Origin of the sequence: Stappia sp. ES.058, from assembly GCF_900105595.1 — a bacterium.
Taxonomy (GTDB): domain Bacteria; phylum Pseudomonadota; class Alphaproteobacteria; order Rhizobiales; family Stappiaceae; genus Stappia.
This window is the reverse complement of the sequence record NZ_LT629784.1, coordinates 1347185-1362619: the sequence shown is the minus strand read 5'-3', so window position 1 is coordinate 1362619 and position 15435 is coordinate 1347185. Positions and strand designations below refer to the sequence as shown.

Genomic DNA, 15435 nt, shown 5'->3' with positions numbered 1-15435 from the left:
AATGGAACTTGTTTATCTCACAATGATAGGCCACTCTGGTATCGTCAAGTCGATTTTGAAGGCAGAGATTTTCAGCATGGAGCCTGAACAAGGACGGCGGAAACGCGGCGCGCATGCGACCGTTACGACCGCACACAACGACATCGCGTCTCCCGCGATGCCTGAAATTTCACCCTGCGAAGACGGGATGGCGAGCGGCCTCGACGAGATGACGGCTGCGAAACTGTGGGACAATCCCTGTTGGCTGACCTACCGGCTGAACTACCTTGCGCTTCGCTACAACGTCCCTCTCTATGAATGGGTCGAGCGCACCTACGGCCTCTCGCGGCCGGAATATGTGGTGATCTATTCTCTCGGCCTGAAGGATGGCTCCGTCGCCCGCGACATCGCGATTTCCTCAGGCTTTCCGCAAAACACCCTCAGCCGCGCCACCCATAAACTGGTCGGCCTCGGTCTGATCGAGCGCAGCTCCGATGACGCCGACCGGCGGCGCAACGTGCTTCGTCTGACGAAGGCCGGGCGCACCCTCTTCAATGAATCGCTCCCCCGGTTCGTCGACTACGAGCACATGATGCTCGAGGCGCTGGACGAAACCGAGCGCGAGACGCTGTCCGGCCTGATGGCCAAGCTGGTCATGGCCTCAACCCGCTGGCCCGCCCGCATCGAGACGGATGAGAATCAGCCAAAAAAACAAACACGTCGTGTGGAGTGAACTGCGATGCGCATCAGTGAGATGAACTGGATGGACGTTGAGGCGAGGGTCGCGGAGGACGACCGTTGCATTCTGCCGATCGGCTCGACAGAGCAACATGCACAGCTGTCGCTGAGCGTCGATTCCATCCTGGCGGAGCGCGTCTCCGTCGAAGCGGCCGAGCCGTTGAACGTTCCCGTCTTCCCGGTCATGCCCTTCGGGCTTGCTCCGTATTTCGCAGGCTACCCCGGCACGATCACGTTGCGCGTCGAGACATATGCGGCCGTGATCCGGGATGTCATCGCCTCGCTCGACCGCTCCGGGTTTCGCCGCATCCTGATCGTCAACGGTCACGGCGGAAATCAGCCGGCCGGCGCGGTTGCAAGCGAACTGATGATCGATTCCCCGCATCTCAGCATCAAGTTCCACAACTGGTGGAACGGACCGAAGACCTGGGCCAAGGTCCAGTCGGTCGACCCGAGCGGCAGCCATGCCAACTGGATGGAAAACTATCCCTGGACGCGTCTGGTGCATGCCCCTGCCCCGCGCCCGGCGACACCGAAGCCTGCGCCGGACATGGTCGCCACCAAAGCGGCGGAGCCCGGGCTTGCCCGCGAATTGCTCGGCGACGGCGCCTTCGGCGGCGACTATCAAAAAGACGACGACGTGATGCTCGACATTTGGAACACCGGTGTCGCGGAAGTGCGAGACGCTCTGGAGGGACCATGGCCGACACGATCCTGATCTGGGGCGCGGGCGCCATCGGCGGCACGCTCGGGGCCTATTGGGCCCGCGCGGGCGAAGACGTCGTGATGGTCGATATCGTTCCCGACCACGTCGAGGCATGCCGCACGACAGGCCTGTCGATCACGGGCCCCGTCGAGGAATTCCGCCAGGTTGTCCCTTGCGTGACACCGGAGGAACTGACCGGCACCTACAGCCGCGTCGTACTGGCCGTGAAGGCACAGGCGACACAGGCCGCCGCGACCGCGCTCAAGCCGTTCCTCGCCGAGGACGGATATGTGTTGTCGGCGCAAAACGGCCTGAACGAGCTTGAAATCTCCGGGATCGTCGGCGCGGAGCGCACCATGGGCGCCTTCGTCAATTTCGGCGGCGACTGGCACGGCCCGGGCGAGATCCTGTTCGGCAATCGCGGCGCTGTGGTGATCGGCGAGATCGACGGTTCGATCCGCGACCGCACCCGCGACATGTTCCGGCTGATGCAGATCTTCGAGCCGGACGCCGTCCTGAGCGACGACATCTGGGGCTGGCTCTGGGGCAAGCTCGGTTACGGCGCGATGCTGTTCGGCACGGCACTGACCGACGATTCCATGGCCGCGAATTTCGCAGACGAAAGCCGCCGTCCGGCATGGCGCGCGCTCGGCCGCGAGGTCATGGCGGTTGCCCGGGCCCGTGGCGTGACGCCGCGCGGTTTCAACGGGTTCGATCCGTCGGCCTTCGCACCGGAAGCATCCGACAGCGTCACGGATGCCTCGATCGAGGCACTCGTCGGTTTCACCAGCAAGACGGCGAAAACCCACACCGGGATCTGGCGCGACCTTGCCGTGCGCAAGCGCAAGACGGAAGTCGACCAGCAGATCGGCACCATCGTGCGGCTTGCGCAGAACGCCGGCGTCGAGACGCCGGCACTGCAGGCCGTGGTCGACCTGATCCATGACATCGAGGACGAACGGCGTCCGCAAGCGCCGGAGACCCTTCAGGAGTTGATTTCCCGATGCAGCTGAGTTTTGCCGGAAAACGCGCGCTGGTGACCGGCGCCGCGCAAGGGATCGGGCGCGCCATCGCCCTTGGCCTCCAGCAGGCTGGCGCCGCGCTGACCCTCGTCGACATCGACGAGGCGGGGCTTGCCGCTTCCGCAACCGGCCTTGAAGCCGAGTGCTTCGGCGTCGATCTCGGCGACCGCTCGGCGGTTCACGCGATGGTCGACCGGCTCGCGCGCGACGGCAAGGCCCCGGATATCCTGATTCATGCCGCCGGCGGCACGCGCGGCCAGGCCGGACGTCCGCTGGAGGAGATCGACGAAGCGTCATGGCACGCGATCTTCCGGGCGAATGTCGATGCCGCCTTCTGGCTGGCGCAGGCCTGCGCACCGCACATGCGCGAAAAGGGTGCGGGCCGGATCGTCGCCATCGCGTCCGGCGCGGGGCTTCGCCCGTCGCTGACCGGCATTCAGGCCTATACGGCCGCCAAACACGCGCTGGTCGGCATCGTACGCCAGCTTTCGCTCGAACTCGGACCGCAAGGCATCACCGTGAACTCGGTCGCGCCGGGCTTCGTGCGTTCCAACCCCACGACAGAACGCCAGTGGGACGCGATGGGCGCGGACGGTCAGGCCCGCCTCGTGCAGTCCATCCACACCCGGCGTCTCGGCACGGCGGAGGACATCGCCGCCGCAACGCTCTTTCTCGCGTCCGATCAGGCCTCCTGGATCACCGGTCAGATCCTCAGTGTCGACGGGGGCCGTTCATGAGCGATCCGGTTCTTGCGCGGCTTCAGGCCGACCGCGACGGCATCATCGAGCGTCTTCGCACGCTCGTCTCCGCCCCCTCGGTCAGCACCGACCCCGCCTATGCCGACGGAATGGCCGCCGCGCGAGCGATCCTGTGCGGGCGGCTTGCGGCAGCCGGCTTCCAGGGCGTGCGCGAGATCGATGCCGGAGGACACCCGGCCGTCTATGCCGAATGGCTCGGCGCGCCGCAGGCCCCGACCTTCATCGTCTACGGGCACTACGACGTCCAGCCGCCCGATCCGCTCGATCTGTGGCATTCTGAACCCTTCGCGCCCGAGATCCGCGACGCGCGGCTCTATGGACGCGGTGTCTCCGACGACAAGGGCCCGGTTTCAATCGCCATCGAGACGCTTTCCGCATTCCTCGCGGTCGAGGGCCGGCTGCCGGTCAACGTCCGTCTGCTGATCGAGGGCGAGGAGGAAATCGGCAGCGCCACGCTCGGAGATATTCTGGACAGCCACCGCGACCTGTTTCAGGCCGATGCGGTGATTTCCGCCGACGGCGCTCGCTGGCGTGCGGATCTCGCAAGCATCAACGTCGGGTCGCGCGGAAGCTTTCGCTGCGAGGTCGCGTTAAGAACGGCCTCCAAAGATCTGCATTCCGGTCGCTTTGGCGGGGGCGTGCGCAATGCGCTCCACGAAATGGCGGCCCTGCTTGCCAGTCTCCACGACACCGACGGACGCATCACGATCGAAGGCTATGCGGATGACGCGACACCGCTCGCGCCGGAAGAGCGAGAACGGATGGCGGAGATCCCCTTCGACGAAGCCGCCTTTTTTTCCGGGATCGGCGCGGACAGCCACGGGGAACCGGGTCATACGGCGCTGGAGCGCCTCTGGCATCGGCCGACCGTCGAGATCAACGGCATGTGGGGCGGCTATCAGGGCAAGGGGTCCAAGACCGTCACCCCCTGCGAGGCCTTTGCCAAGATCACCACCCGCCTCGGTCCGGGACAGGACCCGGCCCGCGCGAGATCGCTGCTTGAAGGCCACCTACGCCAGCACAGCCCCGACGGGGTCGAACTGACACTCGACCTGCGCGACCGCGGAACGGCGGCCTATACCGTTCCGGCGAACCACCCCCTGCTGCTGACGGCGGAAGAGGCACTTGAGACAGCCCTCGCCCAACCGCCGGTGCGGGTGCGCATGGGCGGCACGCTGCCGCTGTCCGACATCGTGCGCGATGCGCTGGGGCTGGACACTGTGACCATGTCCTTCTCCACGGCGGACGAGGACTTTCACGCGCCGAACGAGTTCTTCCGACTCAGTGCCATCGATGACGGCGTCGTCGCCTGGGTGGATTTCCTGCGCCGTCTGGGTACACAAACGCCGGACCTCTACGCGCCCTTCAAGGCCTCGCGGTGAGCCCGCGAATACACGGACCGCGACCATGAGCGGCAATCTCAAAGGGGCAATTCTGCTCATGCTCGCCGCCGCCGTTTTCACGGGCGAGGTTCTTCTGGTGAGACTGGTGGGAGGCGAGGCGGCGACAGCGCAGATCGTCTTCTTCCGGGCCTGCGCCCAGCTCATGCTCGGCACCACAATGGTGATCGCTGCACGCGGCGGGTTCGCGACGAAACGTCCGGCACTGCAGGTGGCGCGCGGCCTGACCAGCCTTGGCGTCTGGTATCTCTATTATGTCAGCTTTCTGGTGCTCGATATGGCGCTTGCCTCGACACTGACGTTCTCCACATCGCTGTTCGTCGCATTGCTTGCCGCGCCGCTTCTTGGCGAGAAACTGGGCGTGGCCAGATGGCTCGCGACCCTCGTCGGCTTCGCCGGTGTCGTGATCGCGGCCGGCGTCACGCCGGGGTCCTTCGAGCCGGCCGTGCTTCTCGGAATCGCCAGCGCGGCCCTTGCCGCCGTGCTTGTGATCATGAACCGCATTCTGGTGCGCACCGAAAAAACGCCGACGATCATGTTCTACATCGGCGTGGTGACGACGCTCGGCACCCTGCCCTTCGCGATCGCCAACTGGCAGCCCCTGTCCGACACCGGCCTGATGCTGCTTGCCGGTGCCGGGTTTGTGGGAGCCAGCGGCATGTGGCTGACGATCGAGGCCTACCGCGCCGGCGAGGTTTCCGCGCTCGCCCCCTTCCCCTATCTGCGGCTCGTCTTCGCGGTTGCCGCAGGCTTTCTCGTCTTTTCGGAGATCCCGACATGGAACACCGTGCTCGGCATGACGATCATCGTCGCCAGCACGATCTATGTTGCGCGTGCCGAGCATCGGCGCGGGCTTGCCGCCCCGCACCGATAGAAGCTCCCGACATCACAGCCCGTCGGCGGGCAACAGATCCGTTGGCAGGTTCTGATAGCTGACCGGCCGCAGGAACCGGCGGATCGCCATCGTGCCGACCGAGGTCGCACCGAAGTTCGTCGAGGCCGGATAGGGCCCGCCATGCACCATGGCGTCGCAAACCTCAACACCGGTCGGAAAGCCGTTCGCCAGGATGCGCCCGGCCTTGCGCTCAAGCACCGGCATCAGCCGGGAGGCGATCTCCATGTCCGTATCGTCCATCTGCAGCGTGCAGGTGAGCTGTCCCTCCAGCGCGCGGGCGATCGAGAGCATCTCGTCCGCCCCGTCCGCGATCACGACAATGCCCAACGGGCCGAAAACCTCATGCAGCAACGCATCGCTGGCAAGAAGATCCCTGCCCGCAACGCGATAAAGCTGCGGTTCGACCGCACGGGTGTCGCAATTGCCTTCGAAGAGCGGCTCAACGCCGGTCACGTCGCGCACGCCGGCCCGTCCCGACGCGAAAGCCGCTGCAATCCCTTCCGTCAGTGTCGTCTGGCTTGCGACCGACGACAGGCTTGCAACAGCTTCCGCGACAAAGGCGTCGGCCTTTTCGCCCTTCGGCAGGATCACAACGCCCGGATTGGTGCAGAACTGCCCCGCACCCAGGGCAAGAGAGGCGGCCCAGCCACTGGCAATGTCGGTCGCCCGGGCCTCGAGCGCCGCGGGCAGGACGAACACCGGATTGACGGAGCCGAGTTCACCGTAAAAGGGGATCGGTTCTTCGCGCGCCGCACACAGATCGAAGAGCGCCCGCCCACCGCCAAGCGATCCCGTGAAGCCGACCGCCTTGATCAACGAATGTTGCACCAGAGCCGCGCCGAGCGCATTCGTATTGCCCTGCACGAGCGAAAACACACCGGGATGAAGGCCTACGGCCTCGATGGCCGAGGCGAACGCCTGCGCCACGAGATCGCTGGTGCCGGGATGGGCGGGGTGGCCCTTGACCACCACCGGGCAGCCGGCCGCCAGCGCGGACGCGGTGTCGCCGCCGGCGACCGAAAACGCCAACGGGAAGTTCGATGCGCCGAACACCGCGACCGGCCCGATCGGTCGCTGGACCAGCCGGATGTCCGGGCGGGGAAGCGGCTTTCGCTCGGGAAGCGCGGCGTCGTGCCGGCGGTCGAGATAGGCGCCTGCCTCGATATGATCGGCAAAGAGCCGCAACTGGCCGGTGGTGCGGCCACGCTCGCCCTCGATCCTTGGCACGGGAAGGCCGGACTCTTGCGTCGCGATCTCGGTGATCTCCGGCCCGCGCGCCTCGATTTCATCGGCGACGCGACGCAGGAAACGGGCCCGGATGCCTCTGTCACTGTAGCCGAACGTCCAGAAGGCCTCCTCCGCCGCATGCACCGCCGCATCGACCTCGGCGGCACCACCGACGGGAAAGGCGAGCGCCTCACCGGACACCGGTGCGGACTGAAACACGGCGGCGCCGCCAACCCAGTCGCCCGCGATCAGATGCTTGCCGATGATCATGAATGCCCTCCAATTCTTGTAGACTAGGGTGTGGACCCATAAATGGGATTGCCATGGTTTGAGGCGGATTGCGTCTCGTCAAGGAGCGTAAGCGCCGAGAAATGCGGGTATTTTCAAGCCTTTCGCGACGAAGAGGAGGCGCAATCCGGTCAAATCCTAAGGACAGGGAAATGGCTTCGCTTTGCATCGTCAGCGCGCTTGACCGGGCACCCGGCCCGCTCTGCACGCCCTTCCTCGCAATCCATCGCCATTTTCCATGCCATGTCAGCCTCATTTATGGGTCCACACCCTAGGAGGCGGAAGCCGAAATGCCCCTCGCCTCATGCGGAATTGTCGCCGATTACTAAAGCAAAACAGGGCTTTATGAAACCGATATCCGTCCCGAACGCAGGCCGCAATCAGCGCGACGGCGCGTCGAAGTCCAGCGACGACAGGTCCGGGCGGGTCTCAAGAGCGGTCTCCACGACCGTCATCACCCGCGCACGATCCGCTTCCGACAGCGGCAGGCGCGGTTCGCGCACCCGGTCGTTCGACCCGATCGCCAGCACTTCGGCGAGCTTGATGTTTTGAACGAGGTTGGTCGAGACATCGAGATCGAGCAGCGGACGGAACCAGCGATAGATCGCTCGCGCCTCCTCGATCCGGCCGGCCTGCACAAGCTTGTAGATCGCGACGGTCTCTCTGGGAAACGCCACGACGAGGCCCGCCACCCAACCGTGCGCACCCATCACCAGGCTTTCCATGGCGATGTTGTCGACACCGGTGAACACATCGAACCGGTCGCCGAAACGCGTAAGCACCTCGCTCACACGGCGGATGTCGTCGGTCGATTCCTTCATCGCGACGATCAACTCCTCGCCGGCGAGCTCCTCGAACATCTCCGGCGTGACATCGACACCATAGGCAACCGGATTGTTGTAGACCATGACCGGCCTACCTCCCGCGCGGGCGACGGAAAGCGTGTGATTGAGGGTTTCGGCAGGTGCGGAGCGATAGGGAACGCCGGGCAGCGCCATGAAACCGTCCGCGCCGGCTGCCGCCGCAGCCTTCGCCGCCTCCCGTGCACGGTGCGTGGAACTCTCGCAGATCGTCATGAGAACAGGTGCGCGGCCGGCCACGGATTTCGCAACGGCCAGGATCTCGAGCTTTTCTTCAGGCTCCAGCGTCATCGCCTCGCCGAGCGACCCGCAAACGATGAACCCGTCGATCCCGGCCTCCATCTGGAGCGCGAAACAGCGTTCCATTTCCGTTGTGTCGAGCGCGCCGTCGCTCGTGAATTTCGTCGTTACCGCCGGGAAGACACCACGCCACATGAGACCCACCTCCATTTGATATATCAATGATATTCACATGCACTTGCGCAGTGTCAAGCCCTGATATATCAATCTCGAAGGCCGGCACACGGAGTGACAGGGTGGAAATGCCGAATACGTCTCAAGCGCATGCCGCCTATCTCTTCCTCGAGGAAAAAATCGTATCGCTCGAGTTACGGCCCGGCAGCGCACTCACCGAAAAACAGATTATCGAGCAGGTCGGGCTGGGCCGGACTCCGGTGCGCGAGGCAATCCAGCGCCTCTCCTGGGAAGGCCTGCTTGAGATCGTGCCGCGCTCGGGCATCCGCATCTCGGACATACGCCCCGAAGACTATCTGCGTGTCATGGAGCCGCGCCTGGCCCTTGAGCCGATCTTCGCCAGAAAGGCAGCGCGTTTCGCGGACGCATCGCATCGCGCGCACCTTGCGGAGTGCGCAAGCTTGATGGAGACGGCGGCGAAAACCTCCAACGTCTCGCTGTTTCTCAAGGCCGACAAGACGTTCGATGCCATTCTTGAGACCGCATGCGCCAATCCCTTCCTGTCGAAGGTGCTCTCCCCCCTGCAAACCCACTCCCGACGGTTTTGGGTACGCTACAGCTCAAACCGGGATCTGAGCGCATCGGCCACCCTTCATGTCCGGGTGATGAAAGACATCACCCGGCAGGATGAAGAGGCCGCCGACACGAACATGACCGCCCTGATGGAGGCGTTGAGCAGCATTGCGCGTTCGCTTGTGCGATAGCGCAACACGAATTGTTCAGTCCATCGACCGCGACCAGAGCGCCTGCGACGTCACCCCGACGATGATCGTGAACATGATGGCGGTCATGACCAGTGCCGCCATGATCACCACCGGGTAGCCGAAAACCGCCACGCAGATGCCGAAAATCACGAGGATGTTGACCGCGAAAGCCAACCTCTCGGTGTACGACCCTTTCACGGCGCTTTTGACGAAGAGACCGACAAGCGGAATCCGACAGGCAAGTTTCAACATCTGCATCCGTCCCGAGATTTTTGCGTTTCTGCCCCTCGGGTACGTATTTCGGCCTATGCCCGTCCATGCGCCATGCGACAGAGCGCCGCTGCGCGCAATGTGCTCAAGCGTGACGCAGGATTGCGGTCACCTGCAATAGGCGTTGTTGCGTGGCGCGAGGTCGAAGTGGAAGTGATCGTCGTGATAAGCGTCGGAGCCCGGCCCGAGCACGGTCGTAAAGGGTCCGCAGGCAAGGGCCCGAACCCGTCGCTGAAACTTCGCCGCGGGCGATGTATCCTTCGGGTCTCGCGGAGATACGGCCCAGTCTTCCCCGTTGGCGAACGTCAGTCCGCGGATGTCGATCGCACGCCCGTAGCCGTGCTCGCTGAGTTTTGCACCTGCCTGACGGTTGCGGCCCCGGCAATCGTAGGAGGCGGCGACACGCACCGTGGCGATAGCGGTGTTCATCATGGTGCGAACCTCCTCCTTCAGCGGGCGTTGAAGGAAACGCACCAGCTTCAAGGCGGTCGTGCAGGACAAGGTCGCAGACGGGCGCAGCCGGGCATCGCCGATCCGCTCCAGCCGGACAGGGTCATCAATCCGGCAGCCGAGCAGGCCCGGCTCGGGCGGGGCGACCGCGCGAAAGACGACGCCGGCCTCCTCGAGTTTCCGGGCACAGTCCGACACCGCTGCCGAAAGCGCAGCCTCGGCCACGGGCTTGTCGCGCGGAACGGGTACGAGACCGACCTTGTCTTGCGCGACAACACGTCCCCCTGGCGCGAGGGCGATGAGGACGGACAGGCCCGCGATTGCGAATAGAGCGCGCGGCCCGGTCCGCCACGGCCGGACAAGGCTGCGGCCCGCTCCGATTTCAGCAGCGTCTCGAATGTGCAAGCACGACAAGACACGGCCCGTCATCTGTCCTGAAATCATAAAAGTCTCCGTTGTTCGCCGACCAACAGGTTTCACGGCCGTGCTCTGCCGGTGTATCCTGACCGTGCGCATCCGCGCTGTCACCGCCTCCGGATCACCTGTAGGCGATGGCATGCACTCCGGGTCAACACAGAGGCCGTTCATGGAAAAATCGTCAATACTGCTGCGGCTGCGTCGAACCGTGCGCGGCTTTTTGTTCGTCCCTGCCATGCTGGCCATGCTCGGACTGGTGTTCGCACCCGTTGCCGTCTGGGTCGACCGGACGGATGTCTTTACTCCGGCATTTGATCTTGTTCCCTTCCTCACCATCAGCGCGAGCGGCGCACGCGCCGTCCTCGGCACGATCGCCGGCGCGACGATGACCGTCATCAGCCTGGTTTATTCGCTGACGCTGGTGGTCTTCACTCTGGCCGCGGGCAACATCGGTCCGAGGTTGCTCGAGACCTTCTCGGACAACAGGGTCAACCAGAGCACGATCGGACTTCTGGGAGGAACGTTCCTCTATTCGCTGATCGTGCTTTATGTCGTGGGAGAAACGGAAGTTCCGCGCATCGCTGTCGCGATTGCCATCATCCTGGCCACAATCAGCTTCTTCTGGGTCGTGTATTTTGTTCACGACACCGCGCAACGCGTCATGGTCGACAGTGAGATCGGACGCACCCAACGCAGCCTGCGCGCCGCCATCGAGCGCCTCCTCGACGATGAGCCGCATGAAGCCGCCAGCGACCGCGAGGCCCTGCCGACAACGCCCGGGCGCGCCGTGCTCTCCGAGAAATCCGGTTATGTCACCACGGTTCAAACGCATCTCCTGCAGTCGGCAGCCCGGGCCGGTGACGGCTTCGTTCGCATGGTTGCGCGGCCCGGGGTCTTTGTCGTGGCGAAGACGCCAATCGCCTATCTTCACGACGAAAATGACGCCATCAAGCCACAGGTCGTTCGAGACGCCGTCTACCTTGAGGATGTACGTGCACCCGACGGAGACATTCAGTTCAATGTTCATCTGAACGTCGAGATCGCCTTGCGGGCGTTGTCGCCGGGGATAAACGATCCGTACACGGCAATCAGTGCGCTCGACCATCTCTCGGCTTCGCTCGCCATGGTTCTTCAGCGTGGTGCCCCGACATCGCTCATTCGCGACAAGAACGGCACTCCGCGGGTTTGGCTGGAAATTCTCGACGTCAAGGAAATCGTCGGAACCGCCCTTCATTCCCTGCGCCGCGGCGCCCGTGGCAACGTCATGGTGCTCTTGCATCTCATCGCCGCCATCGGACGCATGGCGGTCGTGGTGCGCGACGAACACGCCGGCGTTTTGCATCAGCATCTCCGGCTCATCGCCAGCGATGCGGCGCATTCGATCGGAAACCGCGACGACAGGCGGGAAATTGCGCAAGCACTGCGCAAGGCCCGCGTCCAGACGCCCGGGCACAGCAGCCTCGCATCCGCGGACGAAACCTAGGATACGGCGCACGAACGAAGCGAGGCGATGCCATTTTCATGTCCGTCGGATTTGACTGGATTGCGCCTCAAACCGGTTCCGCCTGACTTATTGCGCCGCGCCCTGGGCAGCAGAGGCACAGTCGGCACACAAACCGCGCAGCTCGACCGTCGATTTTGAAACCCGGAACCCGCTGGCGGCTGCAATCGTACGGATGCGGTCGATCAGACCGGCGTCGCTCACCTCGGCAACGCGACCGCATTGTTCGCAGATGGTAAAGGCAACCGCCGTGTGTCCGTCGCAGCCAGGATGTTGACAGGCGACAAAGGCATTCAGGCTCTCCAGCCGGTGTACGCGGCCGCTCTCGACCAGCTTTTCCAGCGCCCGGTAGACCTGAGGCGGCGCCCGAAAACCGGCCTCGCGCAACTGATCGAGGATCGTATAGGCGCTGAGCGGCGCCTCTGCGCGCGACAGGGCGTCAAGCACCAGACCCTGATTGCGGGTGAGCCCTGCGCGATCGTTTTCACCGACACTCATTGTTGCGTTCCCTCAGACTGCGGACCCACGTTGCGGCGCAGGGAGCGGGTCATCCAGGACGTCAGCGGGCTGAGGCCGACAAGAAACAGCGCAAGCGCGGCAACGACGATCGACGGACCCGAGGGCGTATCCCATTCCAGCGATGCGAACAGGCCGCCAACAACCGAGGCAATGCCGAAAAGGGCCGCCAGAATGGCCATCTGTTCGGGCCCGGTGGAAAAGCGCCGCGCGGTCGCAGCCGGGATGATCAGCATCGCCGTGATCAGCAGGACGCCGACAATCTTCATGGCAATGGCGATCACGCCCGCCATCAGCAGCATGAACACGATGTTGGCACGCTCGGGATGCAGGCCTTCCGCTTCCGCCAGTTCCGGATTGACGGTGGCGGCGAACAATGGCCGCCAGATCCAGGCAAGAACGGCAAGAGCCGCAGCCCCGCCTGCGTAGACGAGAACGATGTCTCGCACCGACACAGAGAGGATGTCCCCGAAGAGCAGTCCCATCAGATCGAACCGGATCCAGGTCATGAAGGCAAGCGCCACCAGTCCCAGCGCCAGGGCGGAATGCGAGAGCAGTCCAAGAAGCGCATCGGAGGACAGCGAGGCGCGCCGTTGCAGCGCCAGGAGCGCAAGCGACACGCCGGCCGACACGGCAAACACGGCGAGCGTGACGTTCACCTGAAGCAGCAAGGCCAGTCCGACGCCCAGCAACGCTGCATGGGAGAGCGTGTCGCCGAAATAGGCGAGCCGGCGCCAGACAACGAAGCAGCCGAGCGGCCCGGCCACGGCGGCAACGCCGATTCCGGCAACAAGCGCACGCACGAAGAAGTCATCCAGCATGGCGTGTCTCCTTGGCGTCCGTCACGGGATCATCCGCACCGCGATCGGGCACCGGTTCGGGCGCCAGTTCGGGCATTTGGCAATGATCGGTGATCGTGCCGTCGGCGTGACGTACCCGCCCGTCCGGCAAATGAGTGTGATCGTGGTGGTGTTCGTAGACCGCCAGCGTGTCCGACGCGCGCCCTCCGAACAGGCGTCGATACTCGTCGCTCGAGGCGACCGCGACCGGCGCGCCCTGGCAGCAAACGTGACCATTCAGGCAGATAACGTGATCGGTCGCCGCCATCACGACATGCAGATCGTGCGAGATCAGGAGAACGCCACAGCCCAGATCGTCGCGGATCCGCTTGATCAGATCATAGAGCGCGATCTCCCCGCTGTAGTCGACCCCCTGCACCGGCTCGTCGAGCACGAGCAGATCGGGCTTGCGGCACATCGCGCGGGCAAGCAGCGCGCGCTGGAATTCGCCCCCGGAGAGATTGCGGACCTCCGCCCGACGCAGGTGGCCGATCCCGGTTGCCGCGAGCGCCGCCGCGGCGTCACCGGCCTTGACCGGCGCTGTCAGCGACAGGAAGCGCTCCACGGTCAAGGGCAGTGTCCAGTCCACCGTCACCTTTTGCGGGACATAGGCAACGCGCACGTCCGCCCGGCGCTCCGCCCTCCCCTCGTCGGGCGGCAGAATGCCGAGCGCCATCTTGGCGGTCGTGGATTTCCCGGAGCCGTTCGGCCCGATCAGCGTGACGATCTCGCCGGGTTGCACGGCAAGATCGACCCCCCGGACCAGCCAGGCGCCATCGCGGCGCACGCCGGCGTTCGACAGTGAGACAAGGGGGCTGTTCCGGTCAGCATCAAACGGCATGTCGACGATCGAACTCACGAAAACCTCATGTCCGGACCATTTCGAAAAAATCTCGGCCGGGGTGTTGCGCCACTCTATGCCACACGTTATAGCATAACGCAATGACGTGATCTTATAACATGACATTACGCTGGAGCTTCCATGTCCCGTATCAGAACCTTGCTGCTTTCCGCCTCCTTGCTCGGTCTTTCCTCCGGCATGGCCATGGGCGCCGAGATGAATGTGGTCGCGTCGATCAAGCCGGTCCATGCGCTTGTCGCGGGCGTCATGAAGGGCGTCGGCACGCCGGAGCTCATCGTGGAGGGGGCAGCTTCCCCGCATTCCTACAGTCTGAAGCCGTCCCAGGCGGCAGCGCTCCAGGAGGCCCGTCTGGTCTTCTGGATCGGGCACGATCTCGAAACGTTCCTCGACAAGCCGCTTGATACGATAGCGAAGGACGGCGTTTCGGTCTCCCTGTTCGAGGCGCCCGGCGTCACCCATCTGGCGTTTCGCGAAAACGCCGGAGAGGATGCGCATGCGCACGACGAAAAGACGGATCGCACCGACGGGGATCACGCCCACGAAGACCATCACGACCATGACCACGACGATCATGACCACGACGGTCATGACCACGGCGCCGAGCACGACCACGGCACCGACGAGGCCCACGAGGATCATGCGGCCGATGACCATGGCCATGGCCATGCGCACGGCGCCGAAGACCCCCATGTGTGGCTCGACCCGGACAACGCCAAGGCGATGACCCGGCACATCGCCGCGACCCTGGCGCAAGCGGATCCGGAGAATGCCGAACGCTACCGGGAGAATGCCGCCGACCTCACCGCCCGTATTGACCTGATGTCGCAGGAAATCGCGGACACGCTCGCCCCGGTTCGGGACAAGCGGTATGTCGTCTTTCACGATGCCTACCAGTATTTCGAGAAGCGCTTCGGACTGTCGTCGGCGGGTGCGATCACCGTTTCCCCGGAAGCCAAGCCCAGCGCGGCGCGCATTGCCGAAATCCAGCACAGGATCGAGGACACCGGCGCCGTCTGTGTGTTCTCCGAACCGCAGTTCGACCCGAAGCTGGTGACGGTGGCGATCGAGGGAACCGCAGCGCGCAAGGGAAGCCTCGACCCCCTCGGCAACACGCTTGCCGATTCCGGGACCTCCTACCTCGACCTGATGCGGGGAATGGCGAAGGAGTTCAAGGACTGCTTGTCCTCCGCTGATTGAGCCGGGTCGGCGCATGCCTGTTGCGCAATGGCGCCGGATCTGCAATTTTCGACGCGATGGTTGCCGGCGATCGAGAAACCGCTGGCATTAAAAGGGAACACGGTGAGGCGTACCCAGCAGGGACCGAGACCGTGGCTGCCCCCGCAACTGTGAGCGGAAAGCCGACCGCACATGCCACTGCCCGGATTTCGGGTGGGAAGGCGCGCATCGGCGACGACCCGCGAGCCAGGAGACCTGCCATCCAGGCGCAACACTTCTATCCGGACGGGGCGTTCCGGGAGGATTGACAATATGACCGATACGCGGCCCTCGGCCGACAGTCCGACATGGCG

At 64.3% G+C, this 15435-nt stretch carries 16 protein-coding genes and 1 riboswitch; of the genes, 9 read left to right on the top strand and 7 right to left on the bottom strand.

Going from position 1 to position 15435, the window contains the following annotated elements; all coding sequences use genetic code 11:
• Window position 1: 1 nt before the first annotated feature.
• From BLU32_RS06270 to BLU32_RS06245, 6 genes are read left to right on the top strand one after another with little or no spacing between them, the layout of a single operon-like run.
• Window positions 2–712 (top strand): MarR family winged helix-turn-helix transcriptional regulator, encoded by a 711-nt coding sequence (locus BLU32_RS06270; RefSeq protein ID WP_197673705.1) that lies wholly within the window; start codon window positions 2–4, stop codon window positions 710–712.
• A 6-nt stretch (window positions 713–718) separates the two neighbouring features.
• Window positions 719–1435, top strand: coding sequence for a creatininase family protein (locus BLU32_RS06265; RefSeq protein WP_093805480.1), 717 nt, complete (start codon window positions 719–721; stop codon window positions 1433–1435).
• Window positions 1417–2436, top strand: a complete 1020-nt coding sequence (locus BLU32_RS06260) for a ketopantoate reductase family protein (RefSeq protein WP_093805479.1) — start codon at window positions 1417–1419, stop codon at window positions 2434–2436. Before BLU32_RS06265 ends, BLU32_RS06260 begins: the two co-directional genes overlap by 19 nt.
• Window positions 2427–3182: an SDR family NAD(P)-dependent oxidoreductase gene (locus tag BLU32_RS06255; RefSeq protein ID WP_093805478.1), complete on the top strand. Its 756-nt coding sequence runs from the start codon at window positions 2427–2429 to the stop codon at window positions 3180–3182. Before BLU32_RS06260 ends, BLU32_RS06255 begins: the two co-directional genes overlap by 10 nt.
• Complete coding sequence (locus tag BLU32_RS06250; RefSeq protein ID WP_093805477.1) at window positions 3179–4585, top strand: dipeptidase; 1407 nt, start codon at window positions 3179–3181, stop codon at window positions 4583–4585. Before BLU32_RS06255 ends, BLU32_RS06250 begins: the two co-directional genes overlap by 4 nt.
• Before the next feature lie 25 nt (window positions 4586–4610).
• Window positions 4611–5477: a DMT family transporter gene (locus tag BLU32_RS06245; protein ID WP_157727534.1), complete on the top strand. Its 867-nt coding sequence runs from the start codon at window positions 4611–4613 to the stop codon at window positions 5475–5477.
• Window positions 5478–5489: 12 nt separating this feature from the next.
• On the opposite strand, the gene BLU32_RS06240 is transcribed toward BLU32_RS06245, so the two are convergent.
• Window positions 5490–6995 (bottom strand): aldehyde dehydrogenase (NADP(+)), encoded by a 1506-nt coding sequence (locus BLU32_RS06240; RefSeq protein WP_093805475.1) that lies wholly within the window; start codon window positions 6993–6995, stop codon window positions 5490–5492.
• A gap of 398 nt (window positions 6996–7393) precedes the next feature.
• A complete protein-coding gene (locus BLU32_RS06235) occupies window positions 7394–8308 on the bottom strand; it encodes a dihydrodipicolinate synthase family protein (RefSeq protein WP_093810666.1) in 915 nt (304 codons plus the stop codon).
• A gap of 107 nt (window positions 8309–8415) precedes the next feature.
• On the opposite strand from BLU32_RS06235, the gene BLU32_RS06230 reads away from it, so the two are divergent.
• A complete protein-coding gene (locus BLU32_RS06230) occupies window positions 8416–9051 on the top strand; it encodes a GntR family transcriptional regulator (protein ID WP_172838537.1) in 636 nt (211 codons plus the stop codon).
• A gap of 15 nt (window positions 9052–9066) precedes the next feature.
• Here BLU32_RS06230 and BLU32_RS06225 read toward each other — a convergent pair whose 3' ends face one another.
• The gene (locus tag BLU32_RS06225; RefSeq protein ID WP_157727533.1) at window positions 9067–9303 is read right to left on the bottom strand and encodes a hypothetical protein; all 237 of its coding nucleotides are present in this window, start codon (window positions 9301–9303) and stop codon (window positions 9067–9069) included.
• A 126-nt stretch (window positions 9304–9429) separates the two neighbouring features.
• Window positions 9430–10215, bottom strand: coding sequence for an extensin family protein (locus tag BLU32_RS06220; protein ID WP_157727532.1), 786 nt, complete (start codon window positions 10213–10215; stop codon window positions 9430–9432).
• Window positions 10216–10357: 142 nt separating this feature from the next.
• On the opposite strand from BLU32_RS06220, the gene BLU32_RS06215 reads away from it, so the two are divergent.
• Window positions 10358–11671 carry a DUF2254 domain-containing protein gene (locus BLU32_RS06215; protein ID WP_093805472.1) on the top strand — a complete coding sequence of 438 codons (1314 nt, stop codon included), beginning with the start codon at window positions 10358–10360 and terminating at the stop codon, window positions 11669–11671.
• Window positions 11672–11758: 87 nt separating this feature from the next.
• On the opposite strand, the gene BLU32_RS06210 is transcribed toward BLU32_RS06215, so the two are convergent.
• From BLU32_RS06210 to BLU32_RS06200, 3 genes are read right to left on the bottom strand one after another with little or no spacing between them, the layout of a single operon-like run.
• Window positions 11759–12187, bottom strand: coding sequence for a Fur family transcriptional regulator (locus BLU32_RS06210; RefSeq protein WP_093805471.1), 429 nt, complete (start codon window positions 12185–12187; stop codon window positions 11759–11761).
• Window positions 12184–13026: a metal ABC transporter permease gene (locus tag BLU32_RS06205; protein ID WP_093805470.1), complete on the bottom strand. Its 843-nt coding sequence runs from the start codon at window positions 13024–13026 to the stop codon at window positions 12184–12186. The genes BLU32_RS06210 and BLU32_RS06205 overlap by 4 nt, the downstream gene beginning before the upstream one ends.
• Window positions 13016–13885: a metal ABC transporter ATP-binding protein gene (locus BLU32_RS06200; RefSeq protein ID WP_093810662.1), complete on the bottom strand. Its 870-nt coding sequence runs from the start codon at window positions 13883–13885 to the stop codon at window positions 13016–13018. The genes BLU32_RS06205 and BLU32_RS06200 overlap by 11 nt, the downstream gene beginning before the upstream one ends.
• Before the next feature lie 141 nt (window positions 13886–14026).
• Between BLU32_RS06200 and BLU32_RS06195 the strand changes: the two genes are divergently transcribed.
• On the top strand, window positions 14027–15103 hold the full coding sequence (locus tag BLU32_RS06195; RefSeq protein WP_093805469.1) for a zinc ABC transporter substrate-binding protein: 1077 nt from the start codon (window positions 14027–14029) through the stop codon (window positions 15101–15103).
• Between the two features lie 40 nt (window positions 15104–15143).
• Window positions 15144–15360: riboswitch (cobalamin riboswitch) on the top strand.
• Window positions 15361–15435 lie beyond the last annotated feature (75 nt).